The following is a 17473-nucleotide window of genomic DNA, read 5'->3' on the forward strand; positions in this document are numbered from 1 at the left end:
GCGAGATTGTAACGCCGGGGGGTGGGCCGCCGTGAAGTAAACTCCCTACATCCGAAACCCATTGAAATTGGTGCCATGGCGACCAACTACGAATCCGAGATCACCCTTTTCCTGAAGGACTACAAGAAATCGCATCCTGGCACCGAAGAGCGCCAGCGCGAGGGCCGCGCCCGCCTTTGGGACAAACCGCAGGACTCGGAGCTGCTGGAAGGCTTCCGCGCGGCCCGCGTGCCGCAAAAGCCGTACGTCTACCAGGCCGACTGAGCCCATTGCGGCAATCATGGCCCAAAACGCTTCCGTCCCGGGCGACGCCCTGGCCGCGCTAGTGGAACCGCCCGTCGACAGCACCCCTGACACGATCGACAGCGTGGCGTTCGCGCGCCTGTATGGCGAGCCGCTGTTCCAGATGCCCACGGACCTGTACATCCCGCCGGATGCGCTGGAAGTGTTTCTGGAAGCGTTTGAAGGGCCGCTCGACCTGCTGCTCTACCTGATCCGCAAGCAGAACTTCAATGTGCTGGACATCCCCATGGCGGATGTCACGCGGCAGTATCTGTCGTATGTGGAGCAGATCCGCATCCACAACCTGGAGCTGGCCGCAGAGTACCTGCTGATGGCGGCGATGCTCATCGAGATCAAGTCGCGCATGCTGCTGCCGGTCAAGAAGACCGACACCGGCGAAGAACCGGAAGATCCACGCGCCGAACTCGTGCGCCGCCTGCTCGAATACGAGCAGATGAAGCTGGCCGCCCAGAAGCTGGACGCGATGCCGCAGCTGGGCCGCGACTTCGTCAGCAGCCAGGCGGTGGCCGACCTGAGCGTCGAGCGCATGCTGCCCGAGGTCAGCGTGGACGACTTGCGCGCGGCGTGGGCCGACATCATGAAGCGGGCCAAGTTGAACCAGCATCACCACATCACGCGCGAACAGTTGTCCGTGCGCGATCACATGACGCATATCCTGCGGCGCCTGAACGACGTGCGCTTCATGGAATTCGGCGACCTGTTCATGGAGCGCGTCCGCGAAGGCGCGCCCGCGGCGGTGGTCGTCGTGCATTTCATCGCCATGCTGGAGCTGGCGCGCGAGTCCCTGCTGGAAATTACGCAGGCCGAGCCCTATGCTCCCATCTACGTGCGCCTGGCCTACACCAGCGTGTCGGCGGTCGCGGCCTGATCCTCACCGGGCTGCTCCCAACCCCGGAGAAACTCCTTGAAAGTCGTACACACCATCCAGGAATTGCGCGATCACCTGCGCGGCCAGAATCGCGTGTCCTTCGTGCCCACGATGGGCAATCTGCACGAAGGCCACCTGTCCCTGATGAAGCTGGCGCGCCAGCATGGCGATCCGGTGGTGGCCAGCATCTTCGTGAACCGCCTGCAGTTCGGTCCCAACGAAGACTTCGACCAGTATCCCCGCACGCTCGCCGCCGACATCGAGAAGCTCGAGCGCGAGCGCGACGTCTACGTGCTGTTCGCGCCGAACGAGCGCGAGATGTATCCGGAGCCGCAGAACTTCCGTGTGCAGCCCCCGGACGACCTGGGCGATATCCTGGAAGGCGAGTTCCGCCCCGGCTTCTTCGAAGGCGTCAGCACCGTGGTGCTGAAGCTGTTCTCCTGCGTGCAGCCGCGCGTGGCGGTGTTCGGCAAGAAGGACTACCAGCAGCTGATGGTGGTGCGCAACATGTGTCGCCAATTCCAATTGCCCGTCGAAGTGTTGGCGCACGAGACCGTGCGCGCCGAAGATGGCCTGGCCTTGTCCTCGCGCAACCGTTACCTCAGCGACGCCGACCGCGCCGAGGCGCCTGCGTTGTATGCCGCGTTGCGGCACGCCAACGAGCGCCTGGCCCAGGGCGAACGCGATGCCGCCGCCCTGGAGCGCGAAGCCGTCGAGACCCTGACCCGGCGCGGCTGGCAGGTGGACTACGTGGCTCTGCGCCGCCAACGCGACCTCAAGCGTCCCGAAGCCGCCGACCTGCAGGCCGGCGAACCATTGGTGGCGCTGGCGGCCGCCAAGCTGGGCACGACCCGCCTGATCGACAATCTGGAACTGGCCTACACGGCCTGAGACGGCAAGGCCGCGGGGGTGGCGTCCATGTCCACCCCTGAAAGAACTACCAGCTTACGTGGTGGCGGGAGGCGGGTCAGACTCGGTGCAATCCTACATTGCAAGCGAGCCGCCCCATGCAAGCTCCCCGTCCCGATCTGGAAGCCGTTCTTTCTTCCCTCACTCCCCGCGAACGGCAAATCGTCACCTATGTGGCCGCCGGCCGCCCCAATAAAGTCATCGCCATAGACCTGGGCATTTCGCTGCGCACGGTCGAGGCCCACCGCTCCCGCATCTTCACCAAGCTGCAAGTGCGCAACGCCATGCAACTGGCGTGCCGGCTGTGCGAGCACGGCCGTTCCGGCGCCTCGCCCGTGCCTGGGGCGGCTGGGCCGGACCGCCGGCATGCGCTGGTTTCCATGCCCCCGCCCGGCAGCGTCAGTCCGACCTATGTGCTGCATGAACCGCCGACGCCAGCGTACAGCCCATGCCTGGCAAGTCCCGCTGCACGCCGTTCCGATCTTGGCGCCGACCCAGACAGCCAGGCCGGGTAGTCCAAAAGCACCGGGCCCGGCGAACGTGATGTTCGTCGGGCCCGGGTAGGAAGGCTGCGCAGGCGGCGTACTCAATAGCCGCCGGAGGGCCTCAAGGACACTGGGGCGCGGCCGCCTTGGCCAATTCGTCGATCGGGTCCAGATCAGGCTGGCGGGTCAGGTTGTAGTTCAGGTTGGGCGTCTGGCCGTCAATGGAGCGCACGCGCAGCACGTTGTTGGCAGCCACTACGAATTCCGCGCGGCCATTGCCCTTGCTGTCCATCAGGATGACGCGCGGCGGGCGCTCGTCGGTGGCATCCCAGCAGCCTTGCTCGGTAACCGGCGGGCCTTTCTTGGGATCGTTTTCCAGGTAGGCCACGCGGCCGCGCCAACGGCCATTGGGCGCCAGCGTAAGCGTCACGCGCTGTGCGGTGCACTGCATGGCGGGCGAGAAGCACGGCAGGGTGCCCATGTAGGTCTGCGGCTGCGGCACCAGGCTCTGCACGGCCGGATTGGGCGCGCTGGGATTTGCCGGGCTGGCGGCGGCCGGCGCGCTTGCGGCGGATGCCGAGGTGGTGTGCTCGGTGTCTGCCGGGACTGCCTGGCCGTCTTCCGTGGTCTGACCGCCGGCGGCGGCCTGGGCGGCCTGATTCTGGTTCTTGCGGGGGGCATCCGGCTTGAGCGCGATCTGCACTTGCGACGGCGCACGGATGACGCTGCGATATCCCGCGCCCGACCCCTGGTACTGGGCGTCGGTCACGGTGCTTTCGGCGGGAGGGTCGTAGTAGCCTTCGGTTTTCTGTTGGGCACAGCCAGCTGCGCCCAATGCGGTGCCTGCGAGCAGCAGCCCCATGACGCTGAGTTTGCGGGAGCGGGTACCGATTTCTACGCGCGCGGTCATGGCAGCTTATCCGTGTGGTGAGTCTGTCTCCGATTTTACGCACTTATGCGAAGATTCGATACGTTCCCCTTAGCCGCACTTGGGCATCCTCAACACTTTATGCACTATTTACGACACGGCCGCCGCCAGCCTGCCCCGCGCACTATCGCCAGCTCCTGGCGTGGCGCCGTTGCGGCCCAGTGCCGCGCGTGTGGATGACGGCGATGCGGCATGTCTTCGACCTGCCTCTGGGCCTGTTCATCGGCCTGGCGGCGCTGGCGGGTTTGTTCGTCGGCAACTGGCTGACGGTGCTGACCCACCGGCTGCCACGCATGATGGAGCAGGAATGGCAGGCGCACTGCCAGGAAGCCTCGGGCAAGCCGCTTGCGGCGGGGCGCTATGGCCTGTGGTCGCCGGCATCGCACTGCCCCGCCTGCGACACCCCCGTGGCGGGCTGGCGGCGGCTGCCGCTGCTGGGTTGGCTGCTGTTGCGGGGTCGCTGCGGCGCTTGCGGCGTGGCCATCGGGTGGCGCTACCCGGCCATCGAACTGCTGACCTGCGCGCTGTTCGCTGCATGCGCCTGGCGGTTCGGCGCCACGCCGCTGGCGCTGTCCGCCATGGGCTTGTCGGCCATGCTGGTGGCGCTGGCCTGGATCGACTTCGAGTCCACACTGCTGCCCGACGCATTGACCCAGCCGCTGCTCTGGGCCGGGCTGCTGGTCAATCTGTTCGATGCCTATGCCAGCCTGCAGATGGCGGTGGTGGGGGCGGTGGCGGGCTACGTCTTCCTGTGGGTTATCTTTCATGTGTTCCGCCTGCTGACGGGGCGCGAGGGCATGGGCTATGGTGATTTCAAACTGCTCGCCGCGCTGGGCGCATGGTTTGGCGTGGAAGCCCTGCCGACGCTGCTGCTGAGCGCATCGTTGCTGGGCGTGCTGATCGGCGGCGCGCTGACCTTGAGCGGCCGCGCCAGCCGCGGGCAGCCATTGCCCTTTGGTCCCTATCTTGCGCTGGCGGGCGTCGTGACGCTGCTGGTGGGCGGCGAGCACGGCTTGGGGCGGTTTTTGCAATAGGGCGGTTCATGTCCTCCATGGGATGGGCGGTATGTTGAAGATAGGTCTGACGGGCGGCATCGGATCGGGCAAGACCCGGGTGGCGGACATGCTTGCAGAGTGGGGGGCGACGCTGGTCGATACCGACGAGATCGCGCGTGAGCTGACCGCCGCGGGCGGTGCGGCCATGCCTGCGATAGAACGCGAGTTCGGCCCGCGGGCATTGACGCCGGACGGGGCGCTGGATCGCGCGTGGATGCGGGATCAGGCGTTCTCGGATCCACAGGTGCGCTTGCGGCTGGAGGCCGTGCTGCATCCCGCCATCGGGCAGGAGACCGAGCGCCAGGCCGCGGCTGCGACCGGTGCGTATCTGGTCTTCGTGGTGCCGCTGCTGGTTGAATCGTTGCCGCGTTGGCGCTCGCGCCTGGACCGCATCTGCGTGGTGGATTGCGACCCGGAGACGCAGGTGGCGCGGGTGCGCCAACGCAGCGGGCTGACGGAGCCTGCCATACGGCGTATCATGGCGGCACAGGCTGCGCGGGCAAGCCGTCTGGAAGTCGCCGACGACGTCATCGTCAATGACGCAGGCACTACGCCGGAACAACTGCGCGCGCAGGCGAAGACCCTGCATGACCGCTGGCTGGCGCTGGCGAGCACGACGGGCCGGCAAGCTCCGCGCTAGGCCGGCACCCCTGAATAACATTGGCCCAGCCGGCCAAACACAGATGGGCCTGTAAAGAAGCGTGATCGTTTACGAATACCCCTTCAATGAGCGCATCCGCGCTTATCTGCGGCTGGAATACCTGTTCGACAGGCTGTTCTTCTTTGCCCGCGAGGGGGACTCGCGCCTGCATCAGGTCGCCGTCACCTCCCTGTTCGACTTGCTCGACGCCTGCGAACGCACCGATGTAAAAGGCGCGGTCCTGCAAGACCTGGAACGCCAGCGCATGGCGCTGGTCGGGCTGCGCGATCATCCCGGCGTTGCACAGGATGCGCTTGAAGCCATGCTGCGCGAAATGGAAAAGGTGACCACGGCGCTGGCCGCGCCTGGCAAGACCGGCCAGTCCCTGCGCGAAAACGAATGGCTGACCAGCCTGCGCGGACGCCTGTCGGTGCCGGGCAGCGCCACGCAGGTCGACATGCCCTCGTATTTCGCCTGGCAGAACAAATCCGAGGCCTCCCGCTGCGCCGACCTGCAGGCCTGGGTGGCACCCTTCATTCCTTTGTATGACGGCCTGACCCTGGCCCTGCGCCTGCTGCGCGAATCGGGCCGCAAGTCGGACATCGTGGGCGAGCAGGGCGCCTACCAGCAGATGCTGGGCGGCAAGCAGTTCCAGCTGCTGCGGGTCTGGCTGGACCCGGCCCAGGGCGCATTTCCCGAGATCAGTGCCAATAAGTACATGATCTGGATACGTTTTTCCACCCAGGACGGCGAATTCAAGCCCCAGCAGGTCGCCCGCGACGTCCCCTTCCAGATGACGCTCTGCACCTCATAGGATGGGTGGAGCGCGAGCATCCTCGCGCAACTCCGCCCGTTGTCCGACGCGCGTAACCCACCAAGCAGCGCTTGAATGGGGCAAGGCGGACCAAGCCTGCGGGGCCAGGCGGCCCACTTTGCCTTCCGCCCAGATTCCTGTTGCTCCCAGTTTCAACCAGGGATCGCGGCGCTGGAAACCGGGACGGTCTGGTACACAATACGGCTTTCCTCCGCCCGTGCCGGAACTGTTCCATGCCTGATAGCCGTCCCGTATCTCCGCCCACCCGTTGGACCCGCCGCCGCCTGCTTGGGCTGGCGCTGGTATTGCTCGTTGTGGCGGGCATAGCCTGGCTGGTGCTGCGGCCCGCGGCCAAGCCGGGCGGGGCGGGCGCCCCGGGGGGGCGTCCCGGCGGCCGGCCGCCAGCGGGCGCCATGATGACCCCCGCGGTGCCGGTGCGCATCGCCACGGCCGCCAAGCAGGACATCGATATCTTCCTGAAGTCGCTGGGCACGGTCACCGCCTACAACACCGTTACCGTGCGCAGCCGGGTCAGCGGCGAACTGGTGGAAGTGGCCTTCCAGGAGGGCCAGCAAGTGAAGGCCGGCGACCTGTTGGCGCAGGTGGACCCGCGGGCGTTCCAGGTGGCCCTGGACCAGGCGCGCGGCACGCAGATGCAGAACCTGGCCCAGCTGGAGAACGCCCGGCGCGACCTGCAGCGTTATCAGGCGCTGTACAAGCAGGACTCGATCGCCAAGCAGCAGGTCGACACGCAGGCCGCCCTGGTGCGGCAGTACGAAGGCACCGTCAAGAGCGACCAGGCCAACGTGGACAACGCCCGCCTGCAACTGGAATACGCGCGTATCACCGCGCCCATCAGCGGCCGTTTGGGCTTGCGCCAGGTGGACCGCGGCAATCTGGTGTCCAGCTCGGACACCAACGGACTGGTGGTGATCACCCAGACCCAGCCGATTTCCGTGGTGTTCACGCTGCCCGAGACCCAGCTGCCCGAAGTGCGCGCCGAGATCGCCGCCGGCAAGACGCTGGCGGTGGATGCCTATGACCGCGCCGACACCCGGCGCATCGCCACGGGCCAGCTGGAAACGATGGACAACCAGATCGACGTCACCACCGGCACCCTGAAGCTGAAGGCGCGTTTTGAAAACGCCGACGACGCGCTTTTTCCCAACCAGTTCGTCAACGTGCGCCTGCACGTGCTCACGCGCAAGGACGTGACCGCGATCCCCACCGCCGCCATCCAGCAAGGCTCGGCCGGCGCCTTCGTGTTCCTGGTGCAGCAGGACAACACCGTGCAGGTGCGCCAGCTGAAGCTGGGCGCCGTCAATAACGGCATGGTGGCCGTCAACGAAGGCCTGCAGCCCGGCGACCGGGTGGTCGTCGAAGGCACCGACCGTCTGCGCGCGGGCGCCAAGGTGGAAGTGGTGGGCGGCTCGGACGTGATCCCCGCCACCCGCGACAAGACCCTGGGCGCGGGCGCGCCGGCCGGCACCACGCCGCCGTCGAAGTAAGCCGGGAAACATCGTGAGCCCGTCGCGCCTGTTCATCCTGCGTCCGGTAGCCACCACGCTGTCGATGGTGGCGATCCTGATCGCCGGTTTCATCGCCTACCGGCTGCTGCCCGTTTCGGCCCTGCCGGAAGTGGACTATCCGACGATCCAGGTGGTGACGCTGTACCCCGGCGCCAGTCCCGATGTGATGACTTCGCTGGTGACGTCGCCACTGGAACGGCAGTTCGGACAGATGCCGGGCCTGAACCAGATGTCGTCCACCAGTTCGGGCGGGGCCTCGGTCATCACGCTGCAGTTCAATTTGACGCTGCCCCTGGACGTGGCCGAACAGCAGGTGCAGGCGGCGATCAACGCCGCTTCGAACCTGCTGCCCAGCGACCTGCCGGTGCCGCCGACCTACAACAAGGTGAACCCGGCGGATGCGGCGGTGCTGACGCTGGCGATCACGTCCCCCACCATGCCCTTGCCGCAGGTGCGCGACCTGGTGGATACGCGGGTGGCGCAGAAGCTGTCGCAGATTCCCGGCGTGGGCCTGGTCAGCGTGGCGGGCGGCCAGCGTCCGGCGGTGCGGGTACAGGTCAATCCGCAGGCGCTGGCGGCCAACGGCCTGTCGCTGTCGGACCTGCGCACGGCCATCGTTGGCGCCAACGTCAACCAGCCGAAGGGCAATCTGGACGGACCGCAGCGGTCCACCACCATCAACGCCAACGATCAGCTCAAGACGCCCACCGACTACAACGACCTGATCATCGCGTACAAGAACAATGCGCCGCTGCGCTTGTCCGACGTGGCGCGCGCCGTCGAAGGCGCCGAGGACACGCGCCAGGCGGCCTGGGCCGGCGACAAGCCCGCCATCCTCCTGAACATCCAGCGCCAGCCGGGCGCCAACGTGATCGACGTGGTCAACCGGATCCAGGCGCTGCTGCCCCAGCTGCGCGCCGCCTTGCCCGCGACCCTGGACGTGAGCGTGGTGTCCGACCGCACCCAGACCATCCGCGATTCGGTGGCCGACGTGCAGTTCGAGATGATGCTGGCCGTGGCCCTGGTGGTCATGGTGACCTTCGTGTTCCTGCGCAGCCTGACGGCGACGCTGATCCCCAGCGTGGTGGTGCCGCTGTCTCTGGTGGGCACCTTCGGCATCATGTACCTGGCCGGCTTCTCCATCAACAACCTGACCTTGATGGCGCTGACCATCGCCACCGGCTTCGTGGTGGACGACGCCATCGTCATGATCGAGAACATCGCCCGCCACATCGAAGAAGGCGAGACGCCGCTGCAAGCCGCGCTCAAGGGCGCCTCGCAGATCGGCTTCACGCTGATCTCGCTGACCTTTTCGCTGATCGCCGTGCTGATCCCGCTGCTCTTTATGACCGAAGTGGTGGGGCGGCTGTTCCGCGAGTTCGCCATCACGCTGGCCGTTTCCATCCTGATATCGCTGGTGGTGTCGCTGACGCTGACGCCCATGATGTGCGCGCGCCTCTTGCGCGCCGAATCCGAGCAGAAGCACGGCCGCTTCCATCAGGTTACGGGCGCCTTCATCGACCGCGTGATCGCCGGCTACGACCGCTGGCTGCAGGTCGTGCTGCGGCATCAGCCGCTGACGCTGCTGGTGGCGCTGGCAACCTTCGCGCTGACCGTGTTGCTGTACCTGGTGATCCCCAAGGGCTTCTTCCCGCAGCAGGACACCGGGCTGATCCAGGCCATCACCCAGGCGCCGCAATCGATTTCCTTCCCCGCCATGGCGGAGCGTCAGCGCGAGGCCGCGCGCCTGGTGCTGGAAGATCCCGACGTGCAGGCCGTATCGTCCTTCATCGGCGTGGACGGCAGCAACGCCACGCTCAGCGCCGGACGCATGCAGATCGCGCTCAAGCCGCAAGCCGAGCGCAACGGCGACCTGCGCACGGTGATGGGACGCCTGGAGCAGGCGCTGGCCAAGCAGGATGGCCTGACCGTCTACATGCAGCCGGTGCAGGACCTGACCATCGAGGACCGCGTGAGCCGCACGCAGTACCAGATGACGCTGTCCAATCCCGACCTGAAGGTGTTGAGCGAATGGACGCCCAAGCTGGTGAACCGCCTGCGCCAGGTTCCGGGCCTGAAGGACGTGACCGACGACCTGCAGGACGACGGCCTGCAGACCTGGGTCGAGATCGACCGCGACGCCGCGTCGCGGTTGGGCATCACGGCGGCGGTAATTGACGAGGCGCTCTACAACGCCTTCGGCCAGCGGTTGATTTCCACCATCTTCACGCAATCCAACCAGTACCGCGTGGTGCTGGAGGTCGAGCCGCAGTTCCAGGTGACGCCGGCCTCGCTGGGCCAGATCCACGTGCCTACCTCGACCGGGGCGCAGGTGCCGCTGTCGTCAGTGGCGCATATCAGCGAAGGCAAGACGGTGCTGGCGGTGAACCGGCTGGACCAGTTCCCGATGGTGACGGTGTCCTTCAACCTGGCGCCGGGCGCGTCCTTGTCCGGCGCGGTGGAGGACATCATCGCGGCCGAGGCCGACATCGGTTTGCCCACCGGCGTCGAGACGCGCTTCCAGGGCGCGGCGCTGGCGTTCCAGAATTCGCTGTCCAGCACCCTGTGGCTGATCCTGGCCGCCATCGTGACGATGTACATCGTGCTGGGCGTGCTGTACGAAAGCTATATCCACCCCATCACCATCCTGTCGACCTTGCCTTCGGCCGGCGTGGGGGCGCTGCTGGCGCTCCTGATCAGCGGCACCGAGCTGGACATGATAGGCATCATCGGCATCATCCTGCTGATCGGCATCGTCAAGAAGAACGCCATCATGATGATCGACTTCGCGCTGGACGCGGAGCGCAAGCGCGGGCTGAGTCCGCGCGCGGCCATCCATGAAGCGGCGCTGCTGCGCTTTCGGCCCATCCTGATGACCACGCTGGCCGCGCTGTTCGGCGCGCTGCCGCTGATGCTGTCGACCGGCACGGGCGCGGAGCTGCGCCAGCCGCTGGGCCTGGTGATGGTGGGCGGGCTGCTGCTGTCGCAGGTGCTGACGCTGTTCACCACGCCGGTCATCTACCTGATGTTCGACCGCATGTCGCGCCGCTGGCGCGGCGTGGACCAGGCGCGGGCGGAGGATGCGTCATGATCCTGTCGGCACCCTTCATCGTCCGGCCGGTGGCGACCACGCTGCTGAGCCTGGCGGTTGTGCTGGCGGGCTTGCTGTCATTCTTCCTCTTGCCGGTGGCGCCGCTGCCGCAGGTGGATATCCCTACCATTTCGGTGTCGGCCAGCCTGCCGGGCGCCAGCCCGGAGACCATGGCGTCCAGCGTGGCCACGCCGCTGGAGCGCTCGCTGGGCAGCATCGCCGGCGTGACCGAGATGACTTCCAGCAGCTCGCAGGGCTCCACCCGCATCACGCTGCAATTCGATCTGTCGCGCGACATCAACGGCGCGGCCCGCGACGTGCAGGCCGCCATCAACGCGGCGCGTTCGCTCTTGCCGACCAGCCTGCGCAGCAACCCGACGTATCACAAGTCGAATCCGTCCGACGCGCCCATCATGACCTTGGCGCTGACGTCCGACACGCTCAGCCAGGGCCAGCTCTACGACATCGCTTCGACCATCGTGGCGCAGAAGCTGTCGCAGGTGGATGGCGTGGGCGAGGTGACGGTGGGCGGCAGTTCGCTGCCGGCGGTGCGCGTCACCGTGCTGCCGGGGGCGCTGGCCAACCGCGGCGTCTCGCTGGACCAATTGCGCACCACGCTGGCCAACGCCAACGCCAATCGCCCCAAGGGCGTGCTGGAGAATGACCGCTACCACTGGCAGATCATGGCTAGCGACCAGCTCAGCCGCGCCGAGCAATACCGGCCGCTGATCGTCGCCTGGAAGGACGGCGCGCCGGTGCGCGTGTCCGACGTGGCCCGCGTGGAAGACTCGGTCGAAGACCTGTACCAGACCGGCTTCTTCAATGAACGCAAGGCCATCCTGATGATCGTGCGGCGGCAGGCCGACGCCAACATCATCGAAACCGTGGACGCGGTGCGCGCCCAGTTGCCCATCCTGCAGGCCCTGATGCCGGCGGACGCGCACATGACGGTGGCGCAGGACCGCACGCCCAGCATCCGCGCCTCGCTGCACGAGGCCGAGCTGACCCTGATCATCGCGGTGGGCCTGGTGGTGCTGGTGGTGCTGCTGTTCCTGCGGCGCTGGCGCGCGGCCATCATTCCCAGCGTGGCGGTGCCGGTGTCGCTGATCGGCACCTTCTGCATCATGTACCTCAGCGGCTTCACGCTGAACACCATTTCGCTGATGGCGCTGATCGTGGCGACCGGCTTCGTGGTGGATGACGCCATCGTGGTGCTGGAGAACATCATGCGCCACGTGGAACGAGGCATGTCGCCCATGCGTGCGGCGCTGCGCGGTTCGCGCGAAGTGGGCTTCACGGTGCTGTCGATGAGCCTGTCGCTGGTGGCGGTGTTCATCCCCATCCTGCTGATGGGCGGCGTGGTCGGGCGGCTGTTCCGCGAGTTCGCGGTGACGCTGTCGGCCGCCATCATGGTGTCGCTGGTGGTGTCGCTGACCTTGACGCCCATGATGTGTGCGCGCCTGTTGCGTCAGGAAGCACCGGAAGAGAAGCCGCCGGGCCGGCTCGCGCGCTGGTCGGAGCGTGGCTTCGACGCCATGCTGGACGGCTACCGCCGCAGCCTGCGCTGGGCGCTGACGCACAGCCGCCTGATGATGCTGATCCTGGCGGTGGCCGTGGGCCTGAACGTCTATCTGTACACCGTGGTGCCCAAGGGCTTCTTCCCACAGCAGGACACGGGCCAGCTGCTGGGCTTTTTCCGGGTCGACCAGGGCACCTCGTTCCAGGCCACGCTGCCCAAGCTGGAAGCGCTGCGCAAGGTGGTGCTGGCGGATCCGGCCGTGCAGAGCATGACGGGTTACGCGGGCGGACGCGGCGGCAGCAACAGCAGCTTCATGCAGATCCAGTTAAAGCCCCTGGAAGAGCGCAAAGTTTCGGCGGACGTGGTCATCAACCGGCTGCGCGGCAAGCTGCAGAACATGCCCGGCGCGCGCATGTTCCTGGTGTCGCAGCAGGACATACGCATCGGCGGGCGCCAGAGCCAGGGCTCTTACGACTACACGCTGATGGCGGGCGACCTGCAATTGCTGCGCACCTGGATGCCCAAGGTGCAGCAGGCCATGGCGCAGATCCCCGAGATCACCGACGTGGACACCGACGTCGAGGACAAGGGCCGCCAGATCAATCTGGTGATCGACCGCGAGGCCGCGACCCGCCTGGGCGTCAGCATGTCCACCATTTCCACGGTGCTGAACAACTCCTTCAGCCAGCGCCAGGTGTCGGTGATGTACGGGCCGTTGAACCAGTACCATGTGGTGCTGGGCGTGGACCCGAAGTTCGCGCAGGACATCGAATCGCTCAGGCAGGTCGAAGTCATCACCACGGCCGGCGCGCGCGTGCCGCTGTCGGCCTTCACCCGCCTGGAAAACGCCAACGCGCCGCTCAGCGTGCAGCACCAGGGGCTGTTCGTGGCCGATACCATCTCGTTCAGCCTGGCGCCCGGCGTGTCGCTGGGCCAGGCCACCAGCGCCATCGATGCGGCGGTGGCGCGCATCGGCCTGCCGTCGGACCAGATCCAGGCCGGCTTCCAGGGCACCGCCGCGGCCCTGCAGCAGACGCTGGCGCAGCAGCCCTGGCTGATCCTGGCGGCGCTGGTCACCATGTACATCGTGCTGGGCATCCTGTATGAAAGCTTCGTGCATCCCCTGACCATCCTGTCGACCCTGCCGTCGGCCGGTTTGGGCGCGCTGCTGGCACTGCTGCTGGTGCGCTATGACTTCACGCTGATTGCGCTGATCGGGGTGTTCCTGCTGATCGGGATCGTCAAGAAGAACGCCATCATGATGGTGGACTTCGCCCTGGACGCCGAGCGCACCCAGGGGATGAATCCGCGCGAGGCCATTTTCCAGGCGTGCCTGACGCGCTTTCGCCCCATCATGATGACAACCATGGCCGCCATCTTCGGCGCGCTGCCGCTGGTGCTCGCCACCGGCGCCGGGGTGGAAATGCGCCAGCCGCTGGGCATTACCATCGTCGGCGGCCTGGTCCTGAGCCAGATCCTCACGCTGTACACCACGCCCGTGGTCTATCTTTACCTGGACCGCTTCCGTCTCTGGGCCGCGCGCAAGCGCGCTTCCAGGAACGGGTCCTTCGCTTCCATAGAACCCACATGATGCGCAACGCCAAGTCTGTTCCCAACCTGTTCTTTCCCCGCAGCATCGCCGCGGCCGCGCTGTGCGCGCTGCTGGGCGCTTGCGCGGTCGGCCCCGATTACCAGCGCCCGGCGCTGGACGTGGGCACGGCCTACAAGGAAGGGCAGGACCAGGTCGAAGGCTGGAAGCCCGCCCGGCCGCTGGACCAGGCCGAGCGCGGCGCATGGTGGCAGGTCTACGACGATGCGACCTTGAACGGCCTGGTGGAGCGCCTGAACGCGTCCAACCAGACCGTGGCCCAGGCCGAGGCCAACTACCGGCAGGCGCTGGGCCTGGTGCGCGGCGCGCGCGCCGGCTTCTTCCCCACGGTGGGCGCGGGCGCGGGCATGACGCGCTCGGGCAGCGGCGGCGGGCAGAATGGTTCTTCGACTTCGTCCGGCAGCAATGTTTCGAACCAGTATTCACTGACCGGCAGCGTCAGCTGGGAAGTGGACCTGTGGGGCCGCGTGCGGCGCAGCGTGGAATCCTCGGAGGCCAGCGCCGCGGCCAGCCTGGCCGACCTGGGCGCCACGCGCCTGAGCGCGCAGGCCGCGCTGGTGCAGGCCTATCTGCAATTGCGCGTGCTGGATGAACAGAAACGCCTGCTGGACGCCACCGTGGCGGCCTATGAAAAATCCCTGCAGCTGACGCAGAACCGCTACGCCGTGGGCGTGGCGGGGCAGGCCGACGTGGCCGTGGCGCGCACGCAGGTGGAAAGCACGCGCGCGCAATCCATCGACCTGGATTGGCAGCGCGGCCAGCTCGAACACGCCATCGCCGTACTGATGGGCCAGGCGCCGTCGCAATTCAGCCTGCCGCCCACGGTGTTCGCGCTGCAACTGCCGCAGATCCCGGTGGGCCTGCCTTCCGAGCTGCTGGAACGCCGTCCTGACGTGGCGGCGGCCGAACGCCGCGCCGCCGCCGCCAATGCGCAGATCGGCGTGGCGCAGGCCGCGTGGTTCCCCAGCCTGACGCTGTCGGCCGATGGCGGTTTTCGCAACGGCCAGTTCGCGGAACTGTTGACGGCGCCGGCGCGTTTCTGGTCGCTGGGACCGGCGCTGGCGCTGACGATATTCGATGGCGGCGCGCGCGAGGCGCAGGTGGAACAGGCGCGCGCGTCCTATGACGCGCAAGCGGCCGCCTACCGTCAGACGGCGCTGACCGGATTGCGCGAGGTCGAGGACTACCTGATCCAGTTGCGCGTCATGGAGAACGAACAGGTGGTGCAGCGCCGCGCGCTCGAAGCGGCGCGTGAATCGCTGCGCCTGACGCAGAACCAGTACAAGGCGGGTCTGGTCGATTACCTGAGCGTGGCGGTGGTGGACGCCACCGCGCTCAACAGCGAACGCAATGCGCTGAGCCTGCTGGGTAATCGCTTCGCGGCCAGCGTCAATCTGATCGTGGCGCTGGGCGGCGGATGGGAAGGACTGCCTGCCGCGGGAGCGCAAGCGCGCGCGGACAATCCCGTCGCGCCTGCGGCGGCTCCCGCGCAGCCCTGAGGTCGGGCCGCGCGGATGCGGAATGGAGCGCTGGCGCGGTCAATGCCAGCGTTTCACCCGCGCGGCAGGAAGGCGATGACCAGCCAGGCCGCCGCGGCGGGTACCGCGAACACCAGCAGCAGGATGGGCAGTTCTTCGCGCACCGTGTAGCCGGCGCGCGTGACGCCGACCCACATGTTGACGATAGCCATCAGCAGCCACGCGGGCAGGAACAGTTTGGCCGCGGCGATCGAGCCTGCGGCGTCGCCGCCCCATTGCTTGCCGAACAGCGCGAACACGGCCAGCAGCAGCAGGCCTCCGACGATGGTCAACAGTACGTGCATGGCGCCGCTCCTATTTGGTGGTGTAGCCGCCGTTGATCAGCACCGTCTGGCCGGTGATCCACCAGCCGTCCGACACCAGGAAGCGGATGAAGGGCACCACGTCCTCGATATCGGTCAGCCCGGTTTTCGAGAACGGCGACAAGGCGGCCGCGGTCTTATGGTACGCCACCGCGTCGGCGCCTTCGGCCGGATAGAAGAACGGCGTGTCCATGGGACCGGGGCCTACCGCCGTCACGGAAATGCCGCGTGCGCCGTACTCCTTGGACGCGGCGCGGGTGTAGTGCTCCACCGGCGCCTTGGTGCCGGCGTAGGCCGCGTAAAAGGGCGTGTAGGCGCCCAGCAGCGAGGTCACCAGCGTGCAGATCTTGCCGTTGTCATTGACGTGGCGGCCGGCTTCCTTCAGGAAGAAGAAGGCGGACTTCGAGTTCACCGCAGCCATCTCGTCGTATTCCGCTTCCGTGATTTCGGTGAAGGGCTTCTTCAGCACTTTGCCGACGGTATTGATCGCAATGTCCGGCCGGCCTACCGCGGCCACCGCGTCGGCGAACAACTTTTCCATTGCGCCGGCCGAACTCAGGTCGGCCTGCAAGGCGACGGCCTGCGCGCCGGCGGCCTTGACGGCGGCGACCGTCGCGTCGGCGTCGGCCTTGGTGGCCGCGCTGTTGTAATGCACCGCCACCGCGCGCGCGCCTTGCTGCGCCAGGTCCCGCGCGATCAAGCCGCCCAGGTTCTTCGCGCCGCCCGCGATGATGACGGTTTTGCCTTTGATTCCGTGGTCTGCCATGGTCCTCTCCGCTATCGGGCTGCCGAATGCGAGCCCTTGTGCCGACGATGATATATTCCAAAAAATCCGCACAAAACTGATATTTCTGGTATCTCTATCCAGAAATCACGAACAGTGAGGCCAGGCCTCGCAGGAGCCATCCGCCCCATGGACCGCATAGATCTGTTCCGGGTTTACGCCCGCGTCGTCGAATGCGCGAACTTCTCGCGCGCGGCGGACACGCTGGGCCTGCCGCGCTCCACGGTGTCTGCCGCCGTGCAGGAATTGGAGGGCCGGCTGGGCGCGCGGCTGCTGAACCGCACCACGCGGCAGGTGGCGCCCACGCAGGAAGGCGCGGCCTTCTATGAGCGCTGTCTGCGCCTGGTGGCCGACATGGAAGAGGCCGAGAACCTCTTTCGCCACAGTTCGGTGGGTCCCAGCGGCATGCTGCGCGTGGACGTGCCCGGACGCGTGGGCCGCCTCATCGTGGCGCCAGCGTTGCCGTCTTTTCTGGAGGCCTATCCGCAGATCGACGTCACGCTGGGCGTGACGGACCGTGCCGTGAACCTGATCGAAGAGGGCGTGGATTGCGTGTTGCGAGTCGGCGTGTTGCCGGATTCGGGCCTGGTGGCGCGGCCGATAGGCATGCTGGGCTTGATCAACGTCGCCAGCCCGGCCTACCTGGCACGCCATGGCGTGCCGTTGACGCCGGACGATCTGGCGGCGGGGCATGCTTGCGTGAACTACGCTTCGCCGTCCACCGGCCGGCTTGCGCCCTGGGAATGGCTGGATGGCGGCGTGTCCCGGACCGCGCCTCTGCGTGGGCGGGTCACGGTCAATAGCGCCGAAGCCTATATCGCCAGCTGCGTCGCGGGTCTGGGTCTGATCCAGATTCCGGCCTACGACGTGCAGCCGCAGATCGCCGCGGGCGAGCTGGTCGAAGTCATGCCCGACCACCGCCCCGCGCCTATGCCGATGACGCTGCTTTATCCGCAGCGGCGATCTCCATCGCGGCGGGTGCAGGTGTTTGCGGACTGGCTGGAGGCGCTGCTGCGGCCGGCTTGCGGACTGGGTTGAACGCAAAAAAAGGCCGGCCCGTCTTGCTGAGGGGCCGGCCTTGGTGGCCTGGGGTCTACAA

At 67.0% G+C, this 17473-nt stretch carries 15 protein-coding genes; 12 read left to right on the forward strand and 3 right to left on the reverse strand.

Going from position 1 to position 17473, the window contains the following annotated elements; all coding sequences use genetic code 11:
• Positions 1 to 75 precede the first annotated feature (75 nt).
• From IB268_RS03010 to IB268_RS31165, 4 genes are all read left to right on the forward strand, one after another.
• Positions 76 to 264: a DUF3460 family protein gene (locus IB268_RS03010; protein ID WP_042796240.1), complete on the forward strand. Its 189-nt coding sequence runs from the start codon at positions 76 to 78 to the stop codon at positions 262 to 264.
• Positions 265 to 280: 16 nt separating this feature from the next.
• Positions 281 to 1171, forward strand: coding sequence for a ScpA family protein (locus tag IB268_RS03015; protein ID WP_054459290.1), 891 nt, complete (start codon positions 281 to 283; stop codon positions 1169 to 1171).
• Positions 1172 to 1207: 36 nt separating this feature from the next.
• Positions 1208 to 2062, forward strand: a complete 855-nt coding sequence (gene panC, locus IB268_RS03020) for a pantoate--beta-alanine ligase (RefSeq protein WP_054459288.1) — start codon at positions 1208 to 1210, stop codon at positions 2060 to 2062.
• Between the two features lie 116 nt (positions 2063 to 2178).
• Positions 2179 to 2595: a response regulator transcription factor gene (locus IB268_RS31165; protein ID WP_192353786.1), complete on the forward strand. Its 417-nt coding sequence runs from the start codon at positions 2179 to 2181 to the stop codon at positions 2593 to 2595.
• Between the two features lie 91 nt (positions 2596 to 2686).
• Here the strand turns inward: IB268_RS31165 and IB268_RS03030 are convergent, their stop codons facing one another.
• Positions 2687 to 3475, reverse strand: coding sequence for a copper resistance protein NlpE N-terminal domain-containing protein (locus IB268_RS03030; protein ID WP_119451858.1), 789 nt, complete (start codon positions 3473 to 3475; stop codon positions 2687 to 2689).
• 203 nt (positions 3476 to 3678) lie between these two features.
• On the opposite strand from IB268_RS03030, the gene IB268_RS03035 reads away from it, so the two are divergent.
• The 7 genes from IB268_RS03035 (at position 3679) to IB268_RS03065 (ending at position 15249) form a co-directional block, all read left to right on the forward strand.
• On the forward strand, positions 3679 to 4527 hold the full coding sequence (locus tag IB268_RS03035) for an A24 family peptidase (protein WP_192352999.1): 849 nt from the start codon (positions 3679 to 3681) through the stop codon (positions 4525 to 4527).
• 31 nt (positions 4528 to 4558) lie between these two features.
• On the forward strand, positions 4559 to 5188 hold the full coding sequence (gene coaE / locus IB268_RS03040; protein ID WP_125472749.1) for a dephospho-CoA kinase: 630 nt from the start codon (positions 4559 to 4561) through the stop codon (positions 5186 to 5188).
• A gap of 61 nt (positions 5189 to 5249) precedes the next feature.
• The gene (zapD, locus tag IB268_RS03045; RefSeq protein ID WP_192353787.1) at positions 5250 to 6002 is read left to right on the forward strand and encodes a cell division protein ZapD; all 753 of its coding nucleotides are present in this window, start codon (positions 5250 to 5252) and stop codon (positions 6000 to 6002) included.
• A 233-nt stretch (positions 6003 to 6235) separates the two neighbouring features.
• Complete coding sequence (locus IB268_RS03050; RefSeq protein WP_054459279.1) at positions 6236 to 7510, forward strand: MdtA/MuxA family multidrug efflux RND transporter periplasmic adaptor subunit; 1275 nt, start codon at positions 6236 to 6238, stop codon at positions 7508 to 7510.
• Between the two features lie 13 nt (positions 7511 to 7523).
• Entirely contained in the window at positions 7524 to 10622 is a 3099-nt protein-coding gene (locus IB268_RS03055) for an MdtB/MuxB family multidrug efflux RND transporter permease subunit (RefSeq protein ID WP_175212740.1), read from the forward strand.
• A complete protein-coding gene (locus IB268_RS03060; RefSeq protein WP_192353788.1) occupies positions 10619 to 13732 on the forward strand; it encodes a multidrug efflux RND transporter permease subunit in 3114 nt (1037 codons plus the stop codon). The genes IB268_RS03055 and IB268_RS03060 overlap by 4 nt, the downstream gene beginning before the upstream one ends.
• Entirely contained in the window at positions 13729 to 15249 is a 1521-nt protein-coding gene (locus IB268_RS03065; protein ID WP_175180457.1) for an efflux transporter outer membrane subunit, read from the forward strand. Before IB268_RS03060 ends, IB268_RS03065 begins: the two co-directional genes overlap by 4 nt.
• Before the next feature lie 53 nt (positions 15250 to 15302).
• Here the strand turns inward: IB268_RS03065 and IB268_RS03070 are convergent, their stop codons facing one another.
• On the reverse strand, positions 15303 to 15572 hold the full coding sequence (locus IB268_RS03070; RefSeq protein ID WP_054459270.1) for a hypothetical protein: 270 nt from the start codon (positions 15570 to 15572) through the stop codon (positions 15303 to 15305).
• A 10-nt stretch (positions 15573 to 15582) separates the two neighbouring features.
• Complete coding sequence (locus tag IB268_RS03075; protein WP_054459269.1) at positions 15583 to 16356, reverse strand: SDR family oxidoreductase; 774 nt, start codon at positions 16354 to 16356, stop codon at positions 15583 to 15585.
• Between the two features lie 147 nt (positions 16357 to 16503).
• Between IB268_RS03075 and IB268_RS03080 the strand changes: the two genes are divergently transcribed.
• On the forward strand, positions 16504 to 17412 hold the full coding sequence (locus IB268_RS03080) for a LysR family transcriptional regulator (RefSeq protein WP_054459267.1): 909 nt from the start codon (positions 16504 to 16506) through the stop codon (positions 17410 to 17412).
• The last annotated feature ends 61 nt before the right edge of the window (positions 17413 to 17473 follow it).

Origin of the sequence: Achromobacter sp. ACM01 (assembly GCF_014851745.1) — a bacterium.
Lineage (GTDB): Bacteria > Pseudomonadota > Gammaproteobacteria > Burkholderiales > Burkholderiaceae_B > Achromobacter > Achromobacter aegrifaciens.

What these genes read in the sequence shown, in the direction of transcription:
- IB268_RS03080 (WP_054459267.1), top strand. Translation starts at nt 16,504, where the DNA reads ATGGACCGCATAGATCTGTTCCGGGTTTACGCCCGCGTCGTCGAATGC.
- IB268_RS03070 (WP_054459270.1), bottom strand. Translation starts at nt 15,572, where the DNA reads ATGCACGTACTGTTGACCATCGTCGGAGGCCTGCTGCTGCTGGCCGTG.
- IB268_RS03015 (WP_054459290.1), top strand. Translation starts at nt 281, where the DNA reads ATGGCCCAAAACGCTTCCGTCCCGGGCGACGCCCTGGCCGCGCTAGTG.
- IB268_RS03065 (WP_175180457.1), top strand. Translation starts at nt 13,729, where the DNA reads ATGATGCGCAACGCCAAGTCTGTTCCCAACCTGTTCTTTCCCCGCAGC.
- IB268_RS31165 (WP_192353786.1), top strand. Translation starts at nt 2,179, where the DNA reads ATGCAAGCTCCCCGTCCCGATCTGGAAGCCGTTCTTTCTTCCCTCACT.
- IB268_RS03075 (WP_054459269.1), bottom strand. Translation starts at nt 16,356, where the DNA reads ATGGCAGACCACGGAATCAAAGGCAAAACCGTCATCATCGCGGGCGGC.
- IB268_RS03035 (WP_192352999.1), top strand. Translation starts at nt 3,679, where the DNA reads ATGCGGCATGTCTTCGACCTGCCTCTGGGCCTGTTCATCGGCCTGGCG.
- IB268_RS03050 (WP_054459279.1), top strand. Translation starts at nt 6,236, where the DNA reads ATGCCTGATAGCCGTCCCGTATCTCCGCCCACCCGTTGGACCCGCCGC.
- coaE (WP_125472749.1), top strand. Translation starts at nt 4,559, where the DNA reads ATGTTGAAGATAGGTCTGACGGGCGGCATCGGATCGGGCAAGACCCGG.
- IB268_RS03030 (WP_119451858.1), bottom strand. Translation starts at nt 3,475, where the DNA reads ATGACCGCGCGCGTAGAAATCGGTACCCGCTCCCGCAAACTCAGCGTC.
- IB268_RS03010 (WP_042796240.1), top strand. Translation starts at nt 76, where the DNA reads ATGGCGACCAACTACGAATCCGAGATCACCCTTTTCCTGAAGGACTAC.
- IB268_RS03060 (WP_192353788.1), top strand. Translation starts at nt 10,619, where the DNA reads ATGATCCTGTCGGCACCCTTCATCGTCCGGCCGGTGGCGACCACGCTG.